The following is a 21794-nucleotide window of genomic DNA, read 5'->3' as shown; positions in this document are numbered from 1 at the left end:
AGATTTTTTAATTGATAAACAATTTAGTTTCTTTTTTTTCAATTTTTATAAAATTGATAATAAATAAAAGATTTAATCTAATTTTGGTTTTTTTCTAAGCGATTTTTTATCAGAAGTTCTTTTTTTGTTTTCTGCTTTTCTTTTTATTGAGGCTTTGGTTGGCTTTGTAGGTTTTCTTTTTTTATTTCGTATTAAATTTGTTCTTAACAATTCTAAAAAACGTTTGATAACCAATTCTTTATTTCTGTGTTGAGAGCGAGTTTCATCGCAAAATAAGATGAGGTTTTTTTCTTTAGTGAGTTTTGAATGTAATTTAATTCTTAAAATATTTTTTTCATTTTCTGATAAAGAATCAGAGTTCTCAAAATCAAAAGTTAACTCCACTTTAGAAGATACTTTGTTTACATGTTGTCCTCCAGCACCAGAACTTCTTATAGCTTTAAAATTGAGTTCTTTTATGATTTGAGATTTATTCAAACCTGGTTTTTAAAATGTACCCACAATATGCAATCCAGCAAAATCACTCGAGTATTGAGGAACTACATTAAAAGAAATTTTTTTTTCTTTTTTGATTACACCATTAATGTTTCTTTTTTTCCAGCTACTTAAAACGATAGATTTTCCTATTAATGTTCCAACAATTCCACCAACAACTAAATCACTAACCCAATGGTTGTGTTTTTTCATTTCTGACAGATATATAATAGACATAAATCCATAAGGAATCCAATAATTATCATATTCCATTTGAAACACTTTTGCAATAGCAAAATATGCTGTTGTATGTAATGAAGGAAAAGCAGATGCTTCTGGACTTGAAAAAAGATACTCTTTTCTTTTATTAAAAAAGTTCCAGTTATCATTTGTCCAAGGCTCACTTGCAGTTTCAGATAATGGTCTATTGGGTCTATGTCTTCCAAAAATAGTTTTTAAACCTACTTGAGTAATAATTGTAGAGTATTGAATAGCTTTTAAAGCATTGATAGAAGCATATTGACCTCGTTCTTTATTTGTAAAAAATGAAAATAAATAATTACCAATAATAGGATATGACATGTAAGCATTATCATCTACTAGCCATTTATGGCTAGATGTAGAATTAACAAACGAAATATTAGGTAGGTCATAATTTAAATGTGGTTCTAATTGATTGTGTAAAAATTTTGTAGTTATTTTATCAACTGCAATTAAACCAACAATTCCACCAACATAATAACCAGTTTTTTTCCAATCATTAGATACTTCTTTCCCCATAAACACAAAGTCACTAGGTATAGTTAAAATACTATTTTTAATAACTTTACCTGAGGTTTGGAAAATGTTATCTTTTTTAGTCTCTTTATTGTTTTGCGCATTAAGAAAATAGGCAGAAAGAAGGAATGTTAGAACAAATATTTTTTTCATAGTTAGTTTAGTTTTTAGAGCAAATATATAAAATAAGGCTTTTCCTTCTTAATTATAAGAAATTACCAATTTTTAGTAATCAAAAGAGTTCCCAGTATCTATATTCTGATGCATAAAATGCATGTCTAAATCAATTAAAGTGTCTGAAAAAGAATATAAGTTTTCTTTTTCTTGTATTATTTTATTAATTGCTTTTACAGCATTTTTTAAACGAGTTTCTTTATCACCTTTTAATAAAATATATGGTCTATTATTATCAATCAAAGATTTTTCAAAAGCATTAAACATTTCTAATCGTTGTTCTGGTCTATCTCTTAAATCATCTTCTTCCCAAGGAGTATCAATATAAGTTAAAAGGTACAAATCATATTCATTTTCAGAAGCTGCTTTGTTTAGTTTTTCATCTACAAAACCACCATAAAATTCTTCTGAATATACTTTTGTTTCTAATAAATCAGTATCACAAATTAAAATTTTATCAGCTCTTTTAGCTAGTTTATTTTCCAATTTCATTTGCCCAATAGCAATAGGAATTAAATCGTCTGCTTCACAAGTTTTACGTTCGTTATTCCATTTTTCTTGTAAATATTCACGTGCAAATTCTGGCGCCCAAACTGTATTGTAATGACGTGCTAAATGACGAGAAAGTGTTGTTTTTCCAGTAGATTCTGGTCCAAATAAAACAACCTTTACAAGGTTGATGGGTTTTTGTTTAAGCTTTTTTTCCATGCGATGTAACCAAAGATAGCAATAAATGTAAATATTAAATATTGTAAACTAGTAAATGTAAAACCTTTGTATAGATATAGAGGAGCAGAAATAATATCACCTATAATCCAATAAATCCAGTTTTCAATTTTTCTTTTTGCCATTAACCACATACCAACAAAGAAAATTGCAGTAGTAATGGTATCTACATAAGCAACCCAATTTGTCCATTTATCAAAGGTTTTGTAAATGATAAAAACAAAAACTAAGGTGGCTAAAAATATATAGATAGAAGTTAATTTTTCTTTTTTAGTAGTTCTAGAAATTGGTGTTACATGAGTACTATCAACCTTACGTGTCCAAATATACCAACCATAAACACTCATTATAAAATAATAACCATTTATCATCATATCTCCTAAAAGTTCCCATTTTAAAAGTAGATATACAAAAATTGAAGTACTAATCATTCCTGTTGGGAAAACCCAAATTTTATTCTGTTTAGAGAACCAAACAGATAAAAAACCAAAAATTACAGCAATAATTTCTAAAACAATATCAATTGTTGCATAGGTTTTATATTGACCAAATAAGAAGTCTATAATTTCTGACATTTTTATTTTTTTAATTCGTTAAAAAAGTTTTCATCATTTTCAAAAGCAGTTCCAATAACTACTAAATCTGCACCAGCATTAAAAGCAATTTCAAGTTGATTTTTAGAGCGAATTCCACCACCAACAATTAAAGGTATTGATAAATTATTTCTCACAACAGTAATAATTTTTTGGCTGACTGCCTCAGTTGCACCAGAACCAGCTTCTAAATAAATTAATTTTTTACCCGAGAATTCTCCAGCTAAAGCAGTGTTTAAAATCAACTCTAAATCTTCTTGAGAAATTGGTTTTGTGTTACTTACTTTTTGAGTAGCAGTTTCCTTTTTTCCATCAATAAGAATATAACCAGTAGGTATAATTTCTAATTTTGTGTTTTTTAAAATAGGAGCAGCTTTAATTTGTTGAGCTATTAAATATTCTGGATTTCTGCCTGAAAGTAAACTTAAAAAAAGAATCCCATCAGCTTTATTTGTTATTTGTTGCACATCACCAGGAAATAAAACAATGGGTAATTTAGTTACTTTTTTTATTGCTTTAACTACATTTTCGGTTTCATTATTTACATCTGTACTACCGCCAACAAAAATATGTGTTGTAATAGATTGATGTACTTTTTCAAAAAAAGATGGAATAGAATTTAAATCTATTTTCTCAGGGTCAATTAAAACTGCTAACAGTTTTTTACCTTCCTTTTTTGCTGATAAAATGTTTTGATAAATATTCACGATTGCGAAAATACGAAACCTGCATGTCTTTACGAGGAAGAATGACGAAGTAATCTTATTTTAAGCATAAAGATTGCTTCATTTCATTCGTAATGACGATACTTTTATACTTATTTAATAAGCATATACACAAGTAAAACCTTCAAATTCTAAAAACTGAATTTCGTAAGAATTTTCTTCTCCATTATAACGAATGTCACCTGTCGTTTTTTCATCAGCAAACTTAAAGTCTTCAATATAAATATGATGTAAAAATAAGAGTTTCTTTTTTCCATATATTTTGTACAAACTTTCTTTTGCTCCCCAAACAATGGTTAATTTACTAATTAAGGCATCTACATTAGCAATGGTTTTATACTCTTCAATAGGTGTAAATTTATGGGCTATTTTTAAAATCTTTTCACGTTGTTTTTCTATGTCAATTCCAACTTCAGATTCATAAGAAAAAATAATTCCTGTAAAACCAAAAGAATGTGTAATAGAAATAAATCTACCATTTGTTAATTTAGGTTTTCCAAATTCATCATAATGCAAGTCAGCATCTGTTAAACCAACTTCTTTTAACAAATGTCTAATACTTAAAAATCCTTTCTGATGAATTTCAGATTTCATATCAGCCAACCTTTGTTCACTGTTTTTTGTTAAAGAAATTCCTTGTTTTAATTCATCAAGAGATTCTTCAATTTTCCAAATGAAAACTTTAGTTGCTGCACTGATAGTTAATGTTTTGTAAAGAGCCATAAATTTAAAAAAGTATGTTGTAACTTTGCAAACGCAAAAATTAGAATATAAATATACATAAAATGAGCACAACAACAGCTTACGTACCATTTAAAGTTAAAGATATCTCTTTAGCAGACTGGGGAAGAAAAGAAATAAAATTGGCAGAAGCAGAAATGCCAGGTTTAATGAGTTTAAGAGCAGAGTATGGAGATTCTCAACCTTTAAAAGGTGCTAGAATTGCTGGATGTTTACATATGACAATTCAAACTGCTGTTTTAATAGAAACATTACAAGCTTTGGGTGCTGAGGTAACTTGGAGTTCTTGTAATATTTTTTCTACACAAGATCAAGCAGCTGCTGCAATAGCAGGAGCAGGAACTGCAGTGTATGCATGGAAAGATATGACAGAAGAAGAGTTTGATTGGTGTATTGAGCAAACTTTGTTTTTTGGAGAAGATAAAAAACCATTAAACATGATTTTAGATGATGGTGGAGATTTAACAAACATGGTTTTAGATAAATATCCAGAGTTAGCTGCAGGAATCAATGGTTTATCAGAAGAAACTACAACTGGAGTTCACAGACTTTACGAAAGAGTAAAAAACGGAACTTTACCAATGCCAGCAATCAACGTAAACGATTCTGTTACAAAATCTAAGTTCGATAATAAATATGGTTGTAAAGAATCTGCAGTAGATGCAATTCGTAGAGCAACAGATATTATGTTAGCAGGTAAACGTGTAACTGTTTGTGGTTATGGAGATGTAGGTAAAGGTACAGCTGCTTCTTTTAAAGGTGCAGGTTCTATTGTTACTGTAACAGAAATAGATCCAATTTGTGCTTTACAAGCTGCAATGGATGGTTTTGAAGTTAAAAGATTAGAAACTGTTGTAGCAAATTCAGATATTATCATTACAACAACTGGTAATAAAGATATTATTCAAGGGCGTCATTTCGAAGCTATGAAAGACAAAGTTATTGTATGTAACATTGGGCATTTTGATAATGAAATTGACATGGCTTGGTTAAATGCAAATCATGGAGATACTAAAGATACAATTAAGCCTCAAGTAGATAAATACAATATTGCAGGTAATGATATTATCATTTTAGCAGAAGGACGTTTAGTAAACTTAGGTTGTGCAACAGGTCATCCAAGTTTTGTAATGTCTAACTCATTTACAAACCAAACATTGGCTCAAATAGAACTTTGGAACAATGCAGATGCTTATGGTAATGATGTATACATGTTACCAAAACATTTAGATGAAAAAGTAGCAAAATTACACTTAGCAAAAATTGGTGTAGAATTAACAGAATTAAGAGAAGACCAAGCAGAATACATTGGTGTAACTGTAAAAGGTCCTTTTAAACCAGAGCACTACAGATACTAAAAAAGGAAAATGTTATGTCATTGCGAGTAAGTAATGACGAAGCAATCTTTTTAAAACACAAAACTCTCTCATTAATTTGAGGGAGTTTTTTATTTGGGCGTTTTAATAGGCTTTCACTACTCGCTTTTTTGTTGAAAAAACAAAAAGAGCTCAAACAGACCGTTCAATCCTTAACGCAATCGTCGTTAACTTTTATATCTTTGTTTAGGTAAAACAAATAGCAAAAAATACTTTGAAGAAAAAACAACTACTATCTCTTATCGCAATTATTATTTTAATTGCAGTTTATGGGTATGAATATTTTTTAGATACTCAAGAGCAAAGTATCCAAATAGAAAATGGTAAAACTGTAAAATCAGAAACAAATCAGTATTTTTTACCAACAAGTACAACCAATCAAGTTGTGCATCATCAAAATTACTCACTTTCTTATAGCGAAAAACATGAGCAAGCAGAGTGGGTTGCATATGAATTAAAAGCAAATCATTTAAGCAATACAAATTACAAAAGACCTTATTTTGAAATTGATAAAGCTGTAAAAACAAAAGCAGCACATTGGCGTAACTATAAAAAATCTGGTTACGATAAAGGACATTTATGTCCTGCAGGAGATAGAAAGTTTAGTCAAAATGCTCATGATGAAACTTTTTTAACCAGTAATATTAGTCCGCAAAAACATAGCTTTAATGCAGGAGTTTGGAATCGTTTAGAGCAAAAAGTACGTTATTGGGCAAAGAAAAACGATGGTATTTTTGTAATTACAGGAGGTGTTTTAGAAAACAATTTAAAAACCATTGGTAGTGAAGCTGTTTCTGTACCCAACCAATTTTACAAAGTAATTTTAGACAAAACAAACGGACGTATTAAAATGCTGGCATTTTTAATGCCACACAAAGATTCTAATTTGCCTTTATTTAAATTTGTGGTTTCTGTAGATAAAATTGAAGCTTTAACTGGTATCGATTTCTTTAAAGAGTTAGATGATTCTATAGAAAACAAACTAGAGAGTTCTAGCAGTTATAAAAATTGGAGTTTTTAATTAAAACTGGTTAACCAATTTTTAAATTACTACTTTTGCTGAAAATTAAATAGTTAAAACTACATTTTATGAAAAGCTCTACAGCCATTTTTTACATGATTTTTAGTGTTATTGCATTTTCATTAATGAATGCAGTTGTAAAATATTTGGGTAATTTTCATGCTTATCAAATTGTTTTTTTTAGATCAATAGGTACTTTGTTATTTACAGTACCATTAATCTTAAAAGCTAAAATTCCAATTTTAGGAAAAAACAAAAAACTATTGTTTTTAAGAGGTCTTTTTGGTGTTATTTCTTTAACGTGTTTTTTTCAATCTTTAAACTATTTAGCGGTAGGAACATCAGTTTCTATTAGATATACATCACCAATATTTGCTGCAATATTTGCATTGATATTTTTAAAAGAAAAAATTAAACCAATTCAATGGTTGTTATTTTTAATTGCCTTTATAGGTGTGTTAATTATAAAGGGTTTTGGAGCAGATGTAAATACAATTGGGTTAATATTTATAATCCTTTCAGCTATATTTTTAGGATTAATTTTTGTAGTTATTCGAAAATTAGGGGACTCAGAAAACCCATTAGTAATTATCAATTATTTTATGGTAATGGCTTTTGTTTTTGGTGGCTTAATGTCTATTCCTTATTGGAAAACTCCAAATTTAATTGAATGGTTATTGTTATTAAGTTTAGGTTTTTCTGGCTATGTAGGTCAGTTGTATATGACAAAGGCATTACAATCTCATGAAACAAATGTTATTGCTCCATTAAAATATTTAGAGGTAGTATTTATGATTATAATCGGTGCTTTTTGGTTTGATGAAATTTACAACCTTTGGACACTTTTAGGAATTTTCTTTATTATGTTTGGATTGCTTTATAACATATATTTAAAGAGAAAAAAGAGTTAGTTTATTATCTTATTAAACTAAAATGACCTACTTTTCTTTGTAACTCGTCTTTCTGATTTATCAAAACAACACTAAACCAATAATCATTTGTTGGTAGTATGTTTCCATTGTAAGTTCCATCCCAACCATTTTTGTTTAAATTAAAAGTAGAAATTAATTTTCCAAACCTATCATATATACTAATATCTGCACTTTTATATACGCTTTTATCAATTCCTTTAATCTGCCAGAAATCATTTTTTCCATCACCATTTGGTGTAAAATATTTTGGGAAACTAATTAAAGAAATTTCAAATTTTACTGAACCACAGTTATTAATGTCATTTAGTTCTAAAGTATAAACTCCTCCACTAAGGTTATCAAAATAAGGGTCTTCTTTATAATCTTGCACAATGTTGTTGTTGGTATCTAAAAGTCTAAATTGATAATCTCCTAAACCTAAATTAAAAGTGTTAATTTTAATATAATTATTATCAGAATCATCTTGTACTTCAATGTCATTAATATTAATAGTTGATATTGATGATTCGTTAATCTGTATACTTTGTTCTTCAGAATCACAACCATAAATAGAAGTGGCAGTTACTTTATAAACTCCGCCTTTATATACATTAATTGTTGATGAATTCCCTACAATTTTATCATCTTTATCTCTCCAAGTATAAGATAAATCAGATTTTGGATTTTGAACAGAAACTGGTAATTTAGAATTATTTGAAATACAAATAATATCTTCAGGTAATAGAGAAACAGTTGGTTTAGGTCTAACAATAAAATCTACTTCTGTTTCTTCATAACATACGTCATAAACTGGGTTTTCTAAACGAACTTTTATCTTTTGTGTAGAAGTATTAAATGGATTAGGTAATGGACTTGGTAAAGTGTTATTATTTTCATCAAAATATGTAATAATTAAACCAGTTTGACTACCAATAATTGTACTTTCTATTGATGAAGTATCAAAACTATAAATACCATCATAATCATCGTCGCATTCTTCTAATGGAGTTATAGAATTTGCAATTGGAACAGAATTTACTATAAAATTTAATGTAGTTTCTTCATAACACCTTCCATCTAAATCTTTAGAAGTTGAGTTTTCTACTCGAGCAGTAATTTTTTGTGATTTCGTTATAAAAGGATTTGGTAATGGGCTAGTAAGTTGAATTCCATTTTCATCAAAATAATTAACTGTAACATTTGTTTGAGAACCAATTATTGTAGACTGAATGGTAGAAGTATTAAAAGAAAACAATCCATCTCTGTCATTGTCACATTCTGGAATGATTGTAACAGGATAAGCAATTGGTACTGTTTCTACATTTAATGAAATATGAGCTCCTAAACCTAAACAATCATTGTCAAATTTACTATCTACTCTTATGTAAATGTTTTGTTGATTAGGATATCCTATATTTTCATAATTTGCAATATTTGAAATTGGATTTTCTTCAGCTAAAGCATCATCTTCATTTCTATAATAATTGATAATTAATTGTTGACTTGGAGGGAAAATAGCTTCTATTTCTGAAGTTAAAGAACTAAAATTAAAAGTAGCAATTCCATCAGTTGTATCTGTTCCACTATCACATTGATAAAAAGACTTTAACAAAGTTGAAGGAATTTGAGTAGTGGAAACAAAAAGGTTTACTTCACTAATTTTATAACAACCATTTGAGTTTTCTATTCTTGCCCAAACTTTGTCTATACTTACTGTTTCGTTTTTATAGCTTGTAAGATTGGTTATGGAAACTCCATTATTTTCTGCGTCAATTTTTTCTTCGTGAAAAGTAATTGTATAGTTTTCTGGATTTGTAATAATTTTCTCTTTTACTTCGTTTAAATTGAAAAAGCTAAAACCATTAATATCGGAATTATCACATTGTTTTAATGCAACAGATGAATTTACATTTGGTGCATTAAAAACTTCAATTTCTTTAGGGATAGTATAGCTTGTTCCATCTGTATGAAGAACAGTGGCAGTAACATTATAAATTCCTGGACTTGAAAATTGATGAGAAATATCTATTGAAGTTGAGGTGTTGTTTATTCCAGAACTTGGGTCGTCAAAATTCCAAATAACAGTATCAATTTCAGATTGATTTGTTAAACTAAAGTTGTTTGTGAAATTTATACAATTGTTGTTGTTTGTTATTTCGAAAGGGAGAATTGTTTTTGCTTCACCATTTACAGTTACAAAGAAATTAGTATTTGCTTTACCTAAATCAGCAGTGTTTTTAAATTCATTAAAAGGAGGGCAACCTCCATTATATGATTTAAACCAAGAAATTCCATTATCTAGTTTTGTGCCAGCAGCGAAAGCAACAGCAGAGCTAGATAAACTAGAGAGTTGTTTAACTTCAACAAGAATTTTTTTTACGTTGGCATCAACTACAATTGGATTATCAAAATAAATAATAGAAATATGAGCATTTTGAGGGCTTGCAAATTGACTTTGACTTTTACTTTTACCAATCAAATTAGTTTCAGAAAATGAATTTGGAAAGTTATCATCAATTTCATAAATATTAAATTCTACATTTGTATCCCATTCATTAGATTCGACTAAACCAATTTGACCTGATTTTATTATATATTCTTCGTTTTCTGTTATTCCAAAATCTGATAAAGTAAAAGATTTTGACCAACTAACTCCACCCCAACTGCAACCGTAAATACCTGTTTCAAAAACTTCATCACTGATATTAGTAGATAATGTTAAATTTGATTTTGTATTTATTAAGCTTCTTATTTCTCCAGTAACATTTATAAAAAAATTTGCATTCGGTTTAGGAGAATTTAATTTATCTGTTGTGATGTAAGTATAATGTTCTCTGCAACCATAAAACCAAGATAAATCATTGTCTTGTGCAGTACCAGCAATTAAAATTTTTTTATAATCTGGATTATAAATATCTTCAGATTGGGTTATACTTACTAGTATTTTAGTTGTCTTAGAAGGTATAACCACGGGTCTAGAAAATGTGATATTTACGATTTCAGGTTTATTACCAATTTCTGGAGCTGATACTGAACCACCTCCAAGATAAACATTGTTGGAATTTGGAAAGTTATCATCAATACTAAATAAAGCAAAACTGATTCTTGCTCCATTATAAGAGTTGCTAATTGCGGTTTGGCCAGACCTTATTATTAATTGTTCTGATGTTGTAACTCCAAAATCTGAAAGGGTAAATGTCCTTGCCCAAGATTCTTCATAATCACACGATTCCCAATCAGTTTTTATTGGAGTATTACCAACATTATGTGTTAGAGTAACCTGAGATAAAAGGTTTGAACAAAATAATAATATTAGGGGTAAAAGCAGTTTTTTCATTGCAAGCAAATGTAAGAATTTTACCCCAACCAACCATCTCTATCTAAACTTCTGTACTGTATTGCTTCTGCAATATGATCTGGAGAAATATCAGTAGAATTTGCTAAATCTGCAATGGTTCTAGATACTTTTAAAATACGATCATAAGCTCTAGCAGAAAGGTTTAATTTTTCCATGGCCGTTTTTAAAAGTGACAAACTTTCTGGTGATAATTTGCAAAATTCACGAATCTGTTTTACACTCATTTGTGCATTATAGTGTACGTTTTCAAAATCTTTAAAACGTTTTGATTGTATTTCTCTAGAAGCCGTAACTCGTTTTCTAATTTCTACAGATGATTCTCCCTTTCGTTCTTCAGAAAGTTTAGCAAAAGGTACTGGGGTCACTTCTATATGAATATCTATTCTATCTAATAACGGACCAGAAATTTTACTTAAATAACGTTGCATTTCTTGTGGAGAAGATGTCATAGGAGAATTTGGGTCATTGAAAAATCCAGAAGGACTAGGATTCATACTAGCAACCAACATAAAACTACTTGGATAAGTAACTGTAAATTTTGCTCTAGAAATGGTGACTTCTCTGTCTTCTAATGGTTGTCTCATCACTTCTAAAACTTCTCTTTTAAATTCTGGTAATTCATCTAAAAACAACACACCATTATGAGATAATGAAATTTCTCCAGGTCTAGGATATTGTCCTCCACCAACTAAAGCTACATTAGAAATTGTATGATGTGGGCTTCTAAAAGGTCGAGCATATAGCAATCCTTCATTTTTTGTGTTACCAACTACAGAATGAATTTTGGTGGTTTCTAAGGCTTCATGTAAAGTCATTGGTGGTAAAATACTTGGCAAACGTTTTGCTAACATTGTTTTTCCAGATCCTGGAGGTCCAATAAGTATAATATTATGTCCACCAGCAGCTGCAATTTCCATACAGCGTTTTATAGATTCTTGACCTTTTACATCAGAAAAATCAAACTCAGGAAAATCGATGTTTTTATAAAATTCTGCTCTAGTATCTACAATAGTTGGTTCTATTTTATCATCACCATTAAAATGATTAATGACCTCCATAATATTTTCTACACCTAATACTTCTAGATTGTCTACAATAGCAGCTTCTTTAGCATTTTCTTTGGGTAGAATTAAATGTTTAAAACCTTCTTCTCTTGCTTTTATTGCAATAGGTAAAGCACCTCTAATAGGTTGTAGACTACCATCTAAAGAGAGTTCTCCCATTATTAAAAAGTCTGAAATATTATCTGACTTAATTTGATTGGAAGCAGCCAATATTCCTATAGCTAAAGTTAAATCATATGAAGCACCTTCTTTACGAATATCAGCAGGTGCCATGTTAATTATGATTTTCTTTCCAGGAAGTTTGTAATTATTGTTATTGAGAGCAGCTGAAATTCTGTAAGAACTTTCACTTACAGCTTTATCTGGTAAACCTACAAGGTGATAACCAATTCCTTTATCAATATTTACTTCTACAGTAATAGTAGTTGCCTCAATACCAAAAACGGCAGAGCCATAGACTTTAACAAGCATTCTTTTTTTTCTTTAAATATAAAGAAAATTAATTAACACGTGGTGGAATGATATTACAAGGTTGCCATCTTGTTAAATCGTATTTCTGAAAAAAGCCTTTTAAAAGATTTTCATCTCTATAACTTTTATAGTCATCGTAAATAAATTTGGTTGGTTTTATACCAAAATTATTATCAATAATTAAAAATTTATGAGAATCTAATTCTTCAAAAGAAACTGAAGCAAAATTGTATAAATCAGGAAAATTTAAGTTTTTCTTAATTGAAGCGTAAGATGCAATGTTATTTGTATTTACTTTAAAAGAAGAAGTGTAAATACTAATTGGTAAAAAATTATTGTTAGTAGTTTCTGCATTTTGAGAAAAGCAAAAACTACTAACAAATAAGGTTAAAAGTAAAAAAACGAATTTTTTCATAAAACGAATATTATACTTTTATAAAGATAATTTAATTCTTTGATAAATAAAAGTTTAAGCAGAGTTTCTACTTGCATTAATATTACCAAATAAAGAACGCATTACCATTTTTTCATAAATTTCTATCTCTTTACCTTTTCTTTCAGATTTTTGAAGCTCTTGAATTTTCTTTAAAGCATATTGCTGAATCGTTAATAAAGGTAAAACTATTTGTTCTCTGACTTCAATTGAAGCTTTTCCTACAGGGAAATTCTCCATTAACTCTGAGTGTCCAGTAAGTTTTAAAAGTAATCTTTTTGTTGTTTCATATTCAGCAAAAATTAATTTCCAAAACTCTCCAAACTCTGGGTCGTCTGCCATATAAGCTGTTAAACCAAAGAAAGATTTTGTTAAACTCATCATACTATTTTCTAGTAAAGTTCTAAAGAAATCTGAAGCGTTATAAAACTCAATTACTTCGTCAAATCTACCAGCATCTTCATACTTTTTTAAAGCTGTACCTACACCAAAGAAACCAGGTACGTTTTGTTTTAATTGACTCCAACTTCCAACAAAAGGAATTGCTCTTAATTGAGAGAAATCTAAAGTATCAGAATTAGAACGCTTACTTGGTCTACTACCAATATTTGTTTTAGCATAATATTTTAACGTACTCATCTTTTCTAAATACGGTAAAAATTTAGGATGCTTTTTAAAATCTACATAAGCTTGGTAGCTTGTAGCAGCCATATCTTCTATTAATTCTCTATGAGTATCGTTTAATTGATCTTTAGTAAAAACATCATTTTTAATACCAGAACTTAATAGTTGTTCTAAGTTATATTGAGAAGAGTTTTTAGTACCAAAATTAGAACTAATAGTTTGTCCCTGAATTGTTAATTGAATTTCTTTATTTTCAATAGTTGGTCCTAAAGAAGCATAAAATTGATGAGACTTTCCTCCACCACGTGCAGGAGGTCCTCCACGTCCGTCAAAGAATATAACTTCAATATCAAATTCTCTAGAGATTCTTGTTAAAGCTTCTTTAGCTTTAAAAATACCCCAGTTTGCCATTAAATAACCACCATCTTTTGTTCCATCAGAAAAACCTAACATAATAGTTTGTTTGTTTTTTCTTTTAGAAAGATGATATCTATATGTTTTGTTTGAATATAAAGTACGCATTACATCTTCTGCGTTAATTAAATCTTCTACAGTTTCAAAAAGAGGAATTACATCTACAGGTAATTCATTTTCAAAACCACATAAATTTAACATTGCAAATGTTTCCATTACGTTTAATGCAGTTTGATTGTTACTAATTATGTAACGATTTGCACCACGTTCTCCATTTCTTTGTTGAATGGTTTTTAATGCATAAATAGACTCTATTGTTTTTACAGAAACTTCATCTGTTAATATACTAGGGTCAATACTTCCTTTAATTGAAGAAAGGATAGTTACTTGTTCTTCTTCAGAAAGGTTTAGGTAATTTTTAGGGAACGTTTTATCTCCTTGAGCTTGTAAATCTTTTACAATTTGAGTAAACGCTTGGTGATGAACTCTACTGTCTTGTCTAATATCTAAAGTTGCAAAATGGAATCCAAAAATTCTTACTTTATTTATAAAGTCGTTTAATTCTTCTACAAATAAACCTTGGTGTTCGTTTACAATAATTTCTCTAGCTGCATATAATTCTTCTAAAAGAATTTTTTGAGAGAAATTTACTTTAGTATAACTTCTTACAACGTGTTTATATAATCTTTTTTCTACACGAACTAAAATTTCTTGAACACCATCAAAAGTAAAACGTCTTTTTAAACGTCTTACATCTCTGTAATAGCTTCTTAAAATTGTTTGACGCAATCTTTCTGCAACATCTAAAGTAATTTTAGTGGTTACAAAAGGGTTTCCATCTCTGTCTCCCCCAGGCCAAAAACCTAGATCAATAATTTCATTATCAATTGGTTTTCCATCATAAATATGATGTTGAATATAGTTGTAAATTTTAGGTACAGAGTGATAAAAAACATGCTCTAAATACCATACTAAACTTACTGCTTCATCAAAAGGAGATGGCTTTTCTTTCTTATAAAATGGCGTTTTACCTAATTGAGCTAACAATTTTCTGATTAATAATAAATCATCTTCTTGAATAGCTTTGTCTAAATCTGTAATAATACCTAGAACAGAACCTGGATAAAATTGAGTAGGGTGTGCTGTTAAAACAACACGAACTTTAAAGTCTTCTAAATAAGCTTTTAACTCTTCTTTTTTGTTGCTTAAATTTGCAGATTCTTTTGAGGCTCTCAAAGACCCAAAACCATCCATATTATTAACAACAGGAAATGCAGCATCTTCAATTGCATCAAATAAAACTACTTGACGTTCTATAAATTGAATAAAACGAAAAAGTAAATCTGCCTTTTCTTTTTCAGAAGGATTTTCTTGGTATTTTTTAAAAAAATGCTCTACAATTTCTGTAGGGTTCTTTTCTAAATCAAAACCTTTTTTACATACTTTATGTAACAGAGGTAATAATACTCCTGTGTCATCTATTGTGTCAAATGGAAGTGTAGTAAAAATACTATTGTAAATTTGATATTTAGACAAGACATTTTCGTTAAACCTATCTAATTTGGGTAAATTGTTCATATTAAGTCAATTTTAATGGTGTGAAGTTACAAAAAAGGCTCTTAATATATCTTGCGTTAATGTTATTAATTAGCCTTTTTTTTACGAAAACGATATAAATTACATCGTTTTTTGAGAATTTGTTTGAAATTGAATTTATTTTACACAAATTGTTTTTTTTCAAACTAAAAAAACATCAATTTAAAAATCCTTAAGACAGTAATTTTATTGTTAAACACTTGTTTTAATTCTTAATTAGATAAAATAAATGAATTTAAGAAGGTAATTTAAGTGATAATGAATTAAATTAATCTCTGGTTATTAAAGACAATTTTATAATTGAATTGCTGTTTTTTTTAGTAACAAATCTTTTGTCTTGTCTATAACCAATAACCCAAATAATAATATTGTTATTATTACATAGTAACCAAGTATTTTGCTTTTCTATCAGAGAAAGTTTTTCATCTTTAAAATACTTGCTTAATTTCTTTTTCCCATTCATTCCTTTTGGATAAAAGAAATCGCCATTTTGCCATTTTCTGAGTTTTAAAGGAAATACTAACTCTTCTTTATCTACAAAAATAGTTTGCTTGTTTTCTATTGATTTTTCTATAACATTTTCAATATTTAAATGAATAGGTTGTTTAATTTCAGACGTATTTTCTTCAATTTGAAAAATTGTTTCGAGAGCAGTTGAGAAATCTATTTTAGTAAGGATTAAAAAATCTCTATCTTTTAATAAAATATGAGTTTTAGAAAAAATTTGTTTTCCAGATTGCGCAGAAAGTAGGTTGTAAACATCATTCCATTCTGTAAAATTATAATCTTTTAAAAGCTGATATAAATAGGCTTTAGAGTTCGATAAGCTTTTAATCTTCTTAATTTCAATTTTTATAATTTCTTTTTCTGACTTAAAATTCTTTTGAAGAACTTTTAATGAAACTTCGTTTATTCTATCTTCAATAATTTGCTGATTTTCTTGTAAATGTTCAGTTGTATTTGCAAAAGTATCTAACAAACTAGGATTAATTTCTTTTAGAATTGGTAAAACTTGGTGTCTAATTTTATTTCGAGTATATTTTGTAGATGCATTACTTTTATCTTCTCTCCAATCAATATTATTTTCTTTTGCAAAGTCAATAATTTCTTGACGAGAAAATTTTAATAAAGGTCTTACAATGTTTCCATTAATTTCTGGTATTCCTGTTAAACCCTCTAAACCTGTTCCTCTTGTTAAATTTATTAAAAAAGTTTCTAAATTATCATCTGCATGATGTGCAGTTAAAACAAAATCAAACTCATATTTATGAATTAACTCATTAAACCAATTATAACGTAGGTTTCTTGCTGCAATTTGAGTTGATTGTTTGTTTTTCTTAGCAAACTCTTCAGTTTTAAAATGCGTTGTAAAAGTTTTTACGTTTAGTTTTTCTCCTAAAGATATTATAAAATCTTCATCTTTATCGCTTTCAATTCCACGTATATTAAAGTTGCAATGAGCTAGAGAAATATTAAATTTTAAAGCTGATAAAAGATGAGTTAAAACTACAGAGTCAATTCCGCCAGAAATGGCGATCAATAATTTTTTATCCTTTAAAAAAGGAAGGTTTTTATTGATGTGGTTTGATAGTTTTTGTAGCATTATACTTCAAAAATAACATTTTTAAATGTGATGTAGATACTTTATTTTGAAGAGTAAGAAATATCATCTTCAGTATTTAGTTTTCTATCACCTCCTTTAGAAATTAGTTTGTAATTTTTTCCATCTTTAGTAATTGTGTAAACAAAAGGAGTTTTCCAGCTATTGAACTCTAAACCTTTTCTTAATGGGTTATTTCTAATTAGTGTATTTAGTTCTGAAGGATATTTACCAAACTGCTTTTTTTCATCCTCTAAAAGTTTAGAAATTTTGATCATTATTTTTTCAGTATTTTCTTTATTCTTCTCAATATTAGTAACGTAAAAGAATAGAAAACAAACAGTAATAAAAATTATAAATAGGATAAAAAATTGCTTTGAATATGGATACCAAACAATCTTTTTTGGGAGGTTATTTTCTTTCTCGTATTTTCTCTGTTTACCATGTTTTATCCAATATTTAATTTCAAGAAAGATTTCTAAAATAGATGAAATTAAATCTGCCATTTATTGCTTTGTTAACCAAATTCTAATCTCTTTTCTTAGAGCAACTTCTGGTTTTGGTAAAGGAATTGTTTTGCCAAATTGTTTACTTCTGTTAAATTTAGAAAACGTAATTTTTAGTTTTTTCCATTCTTTAGGATATAATTCTAAAAACTTATTGAACATATTTTGCTCGTTTGCTTTTTCTTCTAAAGCTTCTAAAGTTTTAGTAAAGAGTTCTTCTTGGTTAATTATCATCTTATAAGTTGTTCTATTTCAGATCTGGTTTTATTTTTTCTAATTAAAGAAAACAGTCCTATTCCAATTAATATTGTAAAAAGTAGAATTACTTTTGTTACACCCAATAATCCTATTGAATAAATTAGAGAGAGTAAACCTGCTCTTCCTTTTAAAACATATTCAACTCCATTTTCTATCTGAATTGCATAATATAAAGACCATAAAAAAATAACAATTGTAAAAAATATTGCGAATAATTGAGGTTTTAAATATTTAAAAAAAGAAGGAGTTTTTTTTGAGTAAACCAGTTTTGGGAGAACGTCTCTTAAATAACTAAACATTTCATTTTTTACGGTTTCATTTTTAGAAATTAATTCTTCTTCAGAATCTTTATTGAAGTAAATTTTAATTTCTTCCTTATTTTTTTGATTTTCTATTCTTGATATATATGAAAAAGGGATTGAAAACAATCCTTCAGGAATTTTATTGTTTTCAATTTGTTTAGTAAAGTGGTTTAGGGCTTCAAATTTAATGTTCCCTTTATAAATACTATTATTATCAATTAAAACAACATCTATATTTTTATTGTTTTTTGAAGTCCAATATTTAGCCATTTTCTTTTTTTTTCTAAAGGTAAAATTCTATTTAGAATTTAGCAAAACATATTTCATTGCTTTGGCTTTTAATAAACACTCTTCATACTCTTTTTCTACTACAGATTTAGCTGTAATTGCACCACCAACAGAATAAGAAATGTATTTTTTTGCTTCATTATATAATATACTTCTAATAATTACATTAAAATCAAAATTATTTTCTGGAGTAAAATAACCAATTGTACCAGAATACAAACCACGTTTTGTTTCTTCTAAGTTTTCTATAATTTTCATAGCAGAAACTTTTGGAGCACCTGTCATACTTCCCATAGGGAAAGTATCTTTTATAACATCTACAGGATGTGTAGTTTCTTTAACTTCAGAAACTACTGTAGAAATTAATTGATGAACTTGTTTAAAAGAATAGACTTTGCATAATTCTTCTACTTTTACACTCCCTTTTTTTGCAGTTTTAGATAAATCGTTTCTTACCAAATCTACAATCATTACATTTTCTGCACGTTCTTTTTCATCTCTCATTAAATCTGATGCTAATTGAGCATCATCAATTTCACTAACCAACCTTTTTGCAGTTCCTTTTATGGGTTGTGAAATAATTTTTGAACCTTCTTTTTTTAGGTACCTTTCTGGAGAAGCACATAGAGTATATGTATCTTCAAGTTTTAAAAACGACGCAAAAGGAGGCTCTGAAATTTGATTTAGATGGTTGTAAACTTCTACAGGATTTATAGTGGCATTTTCTGCATAAAACTCTTGACAAAAATTGGCTTCATAAATATCTCCTCTATGTATATGCTCTAAAACTTTGGTTACTTTAGAATGATACTCGTCTTTATGAATGCGAAGTTTTATTTTGATTTCACTTTCAGAATCTTGTTTTTTGTATTTTTTGTATTTTTCTATTTCTTTAAAATCAGTTTCAATTTCGTCATCTACCAATTTTAAATAATGAAATTCTACCGAGTTTTCTTTTATAAAAACAAGTTTTTTGGGTTGAAAGAAATACATGTCTGCAAAATCTAAACCATCAAAATTTGTTGAAGACAGTTTTTCTACATCATTTTTAACATCATAAGTTATGTACCCAAAAATGTAATCTTTTGTAATTGTTTGATATTCTTTTAACTTATCAAAAGCATTGTAATAATCAGTTTTTATAGAAGTAAAATCATCTGCTGCCAAAGCACAATTAAAACTAGAATATTTTTGTTGATAATTGTTAGAATCTAACCAAATAACAGTGTCAAATTGCTGAGACCAGCATAACAAATTGTCTTTAAACTTCTGAATGTTTTCTACAGAAAAAGTACGTATGGTTCTTTGCATATTCGTGCCAAAAATACAATTCTTATTCTTTAAATTGTAAAAAAGACTAACTGTTTATTTGTGTAATTGTATGGTGTAATTATCTAATAATATAGAAACCTTGTATCTTAAAAAGTTTTTCCAAAAGTAAATTGAATAGGAATTGCTACACCAGAGTTGTCTGTAAAATTATTTCCATTAGAATAATGCATAATTCTTAGTTCTGCATTATAATTACGTTTTTTTCCGAAGAAAACACCAAAACCCATGGTGTCTTGAAAAGTAATTTTAGGACCTGTATTTAGTTTGTCAATATTATTAACCGTTAAATATGTAGGACCTATTAAAGAGTAATTTGTGTAAAAATCAAAACCTTTTCTTCTCATTAAATAAAATCTCATAGAAGGAAAAACAGAAAATGCCAAAACCTTTTCATTTGTAGCTTCTGTGTTAAAAGCAGTAATACTTACACCCCAATCTAAAGAAAAAATCTTTTCGGTTCTAAATGCTAATTTTTGATAAGTTATAGAAAATGCATTTGCTGCTTTAGATTCTCCTACCCAAAAAACAGGAATTCCAAAACTTTCAAAGTTTCCAACTTTTAAACTCATTCCAAAAAAACGATTCATTCCAAAACCAATTTTACTGGTTCCGTAACTAACTTGTATTAAGTTATTTGGAAAGAAGTAGCCATTGTTTGTAAATGTTTCTACTTTTTCTTTGGGAAGTTTATTTATATGATACTCAAAACCAAAGGAAACTTGAGAAATTGATGGTTGATTTTCTTTTTTAGATTCTGGTATAAAAGTTCCGTTTAAATTTAAGCGAAACTTATGATTTAACTTATAATTGAAACCAAAACCATAAAGCAAGCTTCCAAAATGTGCATCTTCATAAATTACTTTATCGTTTATAGAAAAACCACTTCTTGTAACATTTGCAATACCAGCTTCTCCATAAACAGAGAGTTTTTTATTTAAATTTAAGTTTTGTTTTAGTGATAAAGACCAAGCATTAATCCAAACACTTCTTTCATAGCCTATGTTATTTACATTATCATATTTAAACCAAGAAGCAGGTCTTATTGTACCAAATTGTACAGCTAAGTTTGGTTTTATTTTGTACCCTAATAACAATCTTCCTGAAAAATAATTTCTGCTATAAGTATCTGTTTTGTATCCATCAATTAAATTATCATTAGAAAAAGGATAAAAAATTCCACCAAAATTAATACTGTAATAAGCTTTTGATAAAAAATCTGATGGTTGAGCTTTAGATGGTGTTTTTTCTTGACTACTTAAGTTTAAACAAATGAAGCAAGTAAAAAATACGAGTGCAATTTTTTTCATGCCATAAAAATAAGAAACTTTATAAAAAGAAAACGAATGGCACAAAGGTTGTATTTATTTTGACAATAGTATATTTACATTATGGAATTAATTATTTTAGGTTTAGTTGTTGGTTTTGGAGTATCGTTTCTGATTTCTCAAAAATTCTCTTTATCAAAGAAAAAAAGTTTAACAGAAAAACAATCTGTTATTTTATTAGATAAAATTAGAAAAGTATCAAAGTTAATTACTGTAGAAGGAGATTTTTCTGAAATTTATCATCATGAAAATACTAAGGAAAAATTCTGGGGAAGTATTGTAAGTAAAAAAAAGGCAATTATTTTAATAACAGCAAAAGCTCATATTGGTTTCGACTTTAGAAAGATAAAACTACAATCTGACACTAAAGAAAAGAAAATTATTTTATCAGAATTTCCAGCACCAGAAATTTTATCAATAGAAACAGATACAAAGTTTTACGATATTAAAAACGGTTATTTAAACAAGTTTGATACAGAAGATTTAACTACGTTAAATAAAGAAGCAAAAGATCATGTTTTAAATAAAATACCAGATAGTAATTTAATTCAATTGGCAAATAAAGAAGCTTTAGAAGCTATATTGTTAATGGAAAGTTTGGTTGAAACTATTGGATGGAAATTAGATTATACTGCTTTAGAAACAAATGAAGGAAATAAAAAAATCTCGAAATAATCATTATTTCGAGATTTTTTTATTTAAATG

20 protein-coding genes are annotated in these 21794 nt (G+C 28.1%); 4 read left to right on the top strand and 16 right to left on the bottom strand.

Going from position 1 to position 21794, the window contains the following annotated elements:
- Window positions 1-72: 72 nt before the first annotated feature.
- The 6 genes from arfB to MPF13_RS00600 all read right to left on the bottom strand — a co-directional run bounded on the left by arfB (window position 73) and on the right by MPF13_RS00600 (window position 4192).
- Window positions 73-477, bottom strand: a complete 405-nt coding sequence (arfB, locus tag MPF13_RS00625; RefSeq protein WP_249980286.1) for an alternative ribosome rescue aminoacyl-tRNA hydrolase ArfB — start codon at window positions 475-477, stop codon at window positions 73-75.
- 9 nt (window positions 478-486) lie between these two features.
- Window positions 487-1404, bottom strand: a complete 918-nt coding sequence (locus tag MPF13_RS00620; protein ID WP_249980284.1) for a phosphatase PAP2 family protein — start codon at window positions 1402-1404, stop codon at window positions 487-489.
- Between the two features lie 72 nt (window positions 1405-1476).
- The gene (locus tag MPF13_RS00615; protein ID WP_249980283.1) at window positions 1477-2133 is read right to left on the bottom strand and encodes an AAA family ATPase; all 657 of its coding nucleotides are present in this window, start codon (window positions 2131-2133) and stop codon (window positions 1477-1479) included.
- Entirely contained in the window at window positions 2094-2726 is a 633-nt protein-coding gene (pnuC, locus tag MPF13_RS00610) for a nicotinamide riboside transporter PnuC (RefSeq protein ID WP_249980282.1), read from the bottom strand. Before pnuC ends, MPF13_RS00615 begins: the two co-directional genes overlap by 40 nt.
- Before the next feature lie 2 nt (window positions 2727-2728).
- Complete coding sequence (locus tag MPF13_RS00605; protein WP_249980991.1) at window positions 2729-3454, bottom strand: phosphoglycerol geranylgeranyltransferase; 726 nt, start codon at window positions 3452-3454, stop codon at window positions 2729-2731.
- A 111-nt stretch (window positions 3455-3565) separates the two neighbouring features.
- The gene (locus tag MPF13_RS00600) at window positions 3566-4192 is read right to left on the bottom strand and encodes a 4'-phosphopantetheinyl transferase family protein (protein WP_249980281.1); all 627 of its coding nucleotides are present in this window, start codon (window positions 4190-4192) and stop codon (window positions 3566-3568) included.
- A 62-nt stretch (window positions 4193-4254) separates the two neighbouring features.
- Between MPF13_RS00600 and ahcY the strand changes: the two genes are divergently transcribed.
- The 3 genes from ahcY (at window position 4255) to MPF13_RS00585 (ending at window position 7518) form a co-directional block, all read left to right on the top strand.
- A complete protein-coding gene (gene ahcY / locus MPF13_RS00595) occupies window positions 4255-5568 on the top strand; it encodes an adenosylhomocysteinase (RefSeq protein ID WP_249980280.1) in 1314 nt (437 codons plus the stop codon).
- Between the two features lie 232 nt (window positions 5569-5800).
- Window positions 5801-6607: a DNA/RNA non-specific endonuclease gene (locus MPF13_RS00590; protein WP_249980279.1), complete on the top strand. Its 807-nt coding sequence runs from the start codon at window positions 5801-5803 to the stop codon at window positions 6605-6607.
- Between the two features lie 68 nt (window positions 6608-6675).
- Window positions 6676-7518 (top strand): DMT family transporter, encoded by an 843-nt coding sequence (locus tag MPF13_RS00585; protein WP_502924023.1) that lies wholly within the window; start codon window positions 6676-6678, stop codon window positions 7516-7518.
- A 4-nt stretch (window positions 7519-7522) separates the two neighbouring features.
- Here MPF13_RS00585 and MPF13_RS00580 read toward each other — a convergent pair whose 3' ends face one another.
- The 10 genes from MPF13_RS00580 to MPF13_RS00535 all read right to left on the bottom strand — a co-directional run bounded on the left by MPF13_RS00580 (window position 7523) and on the right by MPF13_RS00535 (window position 21071).
- Window positions 7523-10855, bottom strand: a complete 3333-nt coding sequence (locus MPF13_RS00580) for an FIDD domain-containing protein (RefSeq protein ID WP_249980278.1) — start codon at window positions 10853-10855, stop codon at window positions 7523-7525.
- A gap of 20 nt (window positions 10856-10875) precedes the next feature.
- Window positions 10876-12411: a YifB family Mg chelatase-like AAA ATPase gene (locus MPF13_RS00575; protein WP_249980277.1), complete on the bottom strand. Its 1536-nt coding sequence runs from the start codon at window positions 12409-12411 to the stop codon at window positions 10876-10878.
- 28 nt (window positions 12412-12439) lie between these two features.
- Complete coding sequence (locus MPF13_RS00570; protein ID WP_249980276.1) at window positions 12440-12826, bottom strand: hypothetical protein; 387 nt, start codon at window positions 12824-12826, stop codon at window positions 12440-12442.
- A gap of 54 nt (window positions 12827-12880) precedes the next feature.
- On the bottom strand, window positions 12881-15460 hold the full coding sequence (locus tag MPF13_RS00565; protein WP_249980275.1) for a phosphoenolpyruvate carboxylase: 2580 nt from the start codon (window positions 15458-15460) through the stop codon (window positions 12881-12883).
- A 286-nt stretch (window positions 15461-15746) separates the two neighbouring features.
- Entirely contained in the window at window positions 15747-17081 is a 1335-nt protein-coding gene (gene tilS, locus MPF13_RS00560) for a tRNA lysidine(34) synthetase TilS (protein ID WP_249980274.1), read from the bottom strand.
- A gap of 41 nt (window positions 17082-17122) precedes the next feature.
- On the bottom strand, window positions 17123-17584 hold the full coding sequence (locus tag MPF13_RS00555) for a hypothetical protein (RefSeq protein ID WP_249980273.1): 462 nt from the start codon (window positions 17582-17584) through the stop codon (window positions 17123-17125).
- The gene (locus tag MPF13_RS00550; RefSeq protein ID WP_249980272.1) at window positions 17585-17818 is read right to left on the bottom strand and encodes a hypothetical protein; all 234 of its coding nucleotides are present in this window, start codon (window positions 17816-17818) and stop codon (window positions 17585-17587) included.
- Window positions 17815-18414, bottom strand: a complete 600-nt coding sequence (locus MPF13_RS00545) for a hypothetical protein (protein ID WP_249980271.1) — start codon at window positions 18412-18414, stop codon at window positions 17815-17817. Before MPF13_RS00545 ends, MPF13_RS00550 begins: the two co-directional genes overlap by 4 nt.
- Window positions 18415-18441: 27 nt before the next feature.
- Window positions 18442-19743 carry an aminodeoxychorismate synthase component I gene (gene pabB, locus MPF13_RS00540; RefSeq protein ID WP_249980270.1) on the bottom strand — a complete coding sequence of 434 codons (1302 nt, stop codon included), beginning with the start codon at window positions 19741-19743 and terminating at the stop codon, window positions 18442-18444.
- A gap of 107 nt (window positions 19744-19850) precedes the next feature.
- Window positions 19851-21071, bottom strand: coding sequence for an acyloxyacyl hydrolase (locus MPF13_RS00535; protein WP_249980269.1), 1221 nt, complete (start codon window positions 21069-21071; stop codon window positions 19851-19853).
- 81 nt (window positions 21072-21152) lie between these two features.
- On the opposite strand from MPF13_RS00535, the gene MPF13_RS00530 reads away from it, so the two are divergent.
- Window positions 21153-21764: a DUF4230 domain-containing protein gene (locus MPF13_RS00530; protein ID WP_249980268.1), complete on the top strand. Its 612-nt coding sequence runs from the start codon at window positions 21153-21155 to the stop codon at window positions 21762-21764.
- Window positions 21765-21794 lie beyond the last annotated feature (30 nt).

The organism is Polaribacter sp. Z022, from assembly GCF_023555495.1.
Classification (GTDB): Bacteria; Bacteroidota; Bacteroidia; order Flavobacteriales; family Flavobacteriaceae; genus Polaribacter.
This window is presented reverse-complemented; position numbering and strand designations above follow the sequence as displayed.

What these genes read in the sequence shown, in the direction of transcription:
- MPF13_RS00620 (WP_249980284.1), bottom strand. Translation starts at nt 1,404, where the DNA reads ATGAAAAAAATATTTGTTCTAACATTCCTTCTTTCTGCCTATTTTCTT.
- MPF13_RS00615 (WP_249980283.1), bottom strand. Translation starts at nt 2,133, where the DNA reads ATGGAAAAAAAGCTTAAACAAAAACCCATCAACCTTGTAAAGGTTGTT.
- pnuC (WP_249980282.1), bottom strand. Translation starts at nt 2,726, where the DNA reads ATGTCAGAAATTATAGACTTCTTATTTGGTCAATATAAAACCTATGCA.
- MPF13_RS00600 (WP_249980281.1), bottom strand. Translation starts at nt 4,192, where the DNA reads ATGGCTCTTTACAAAACATTAACTATCAGTGCAGCAACTAAAGTTTTC.
- ahcY (WP_249980280.1), top strand. Translation starts at nt 4,255, where the DNA reads ATGAGCACAACAACAGCTTACGTACCATTTAAAGTTAAAGATATCTCT.
- MPF13_RS00585 (WP_502924023.1), top strand. Translation starts at nt 6,676, where the DNA reads ATGAAAAGCTCTACAGCCATTTTTTACATGATTTTTAGTGTTATTGCA.
- MPF13_RS00580 (WP_249980278.1), bottom strand. Translation starts at nt 10,855, where the DNA reads ATGAAAAAACTGCTTTTACCCCTAATATTATTATTTTGTTCAAACCTT.
- MPF13_RS00575 (WP_249980277.1), bottom strand. Translation starts at nt 12,411, where the DNA reads ATGCTTGTTAAAGTCTATGGCTCTGCCGTTTTTGGTATTGAGGCAACT.
- MPF13_RS00570 (WP_249980276.1), bottom strand. Translation starts at nt 12,826, where the DNA reads ATGAAAAAATTCGTTTTTTTACTTTTAACCTTATTTGTTAGTAGTTTT.
- MPF13_RS00565 (WP_249980275.1), bottom strand. Translation starts at nt 15,460, where the DNA reads ATGAACAATTTACCCAAATTAGATAGGTTTAACGAAAATGTCTTGTCT.
- tilS (WP_249980274.1), bottom strand. Translation starts at nt 17,081, where the DNA reads ATGCTACAAAAACTATCAAACCACATCAATAAAAACCTTCCTTTTTTA.
- MPF13_RS00555 (WP_249980273.1), bottom strand. Translation starts at nt 17,584, where the DNA reads ATGGCAGATTTAATTTCATCTATTTTAGAAATCTTTCTTGAAATTAAA.
- MPF13_RS00550 (WP_249980272.1), bottom strand. Translation starts at nt 17,818, where the DNA reads ATGATAATTAACCAAGAAGAACTCTTTACTAAAACTTTAGAAGCTTTA.
- MPF13_RS00545 (WP_249980271.1), bottom strand. Translation starts at nt 18,414, where the DNA reads ATGGCTAAATATTGGACTTCAAAAAACAATAAAAATATAGATGTTGTT.
- pabB (WP_249980270.1), bottom strand. Translation starts at nt 19,743, where the DNA reads ATGCAAAGAACCATACGTACTTTTTCTGTAGAAAACATTCAGAAGTTT.
- MPF13_RS00535 (WP_249980269.1), bottom strand. Translation starts at nt 21,071, where the DNA reads ATGAAAAAAATTGCACTCGTATTTTTTACTTGCTTCATTTGTTTAAAC.
- MPF13_RS00530 (WP_249980268.1), top strand. Translation starts at nt 21,153, where the DNA reads ATGGAATTAATTATTTTAGGTTTAGTTGTTGGTTTTGGAGTATCGTTT.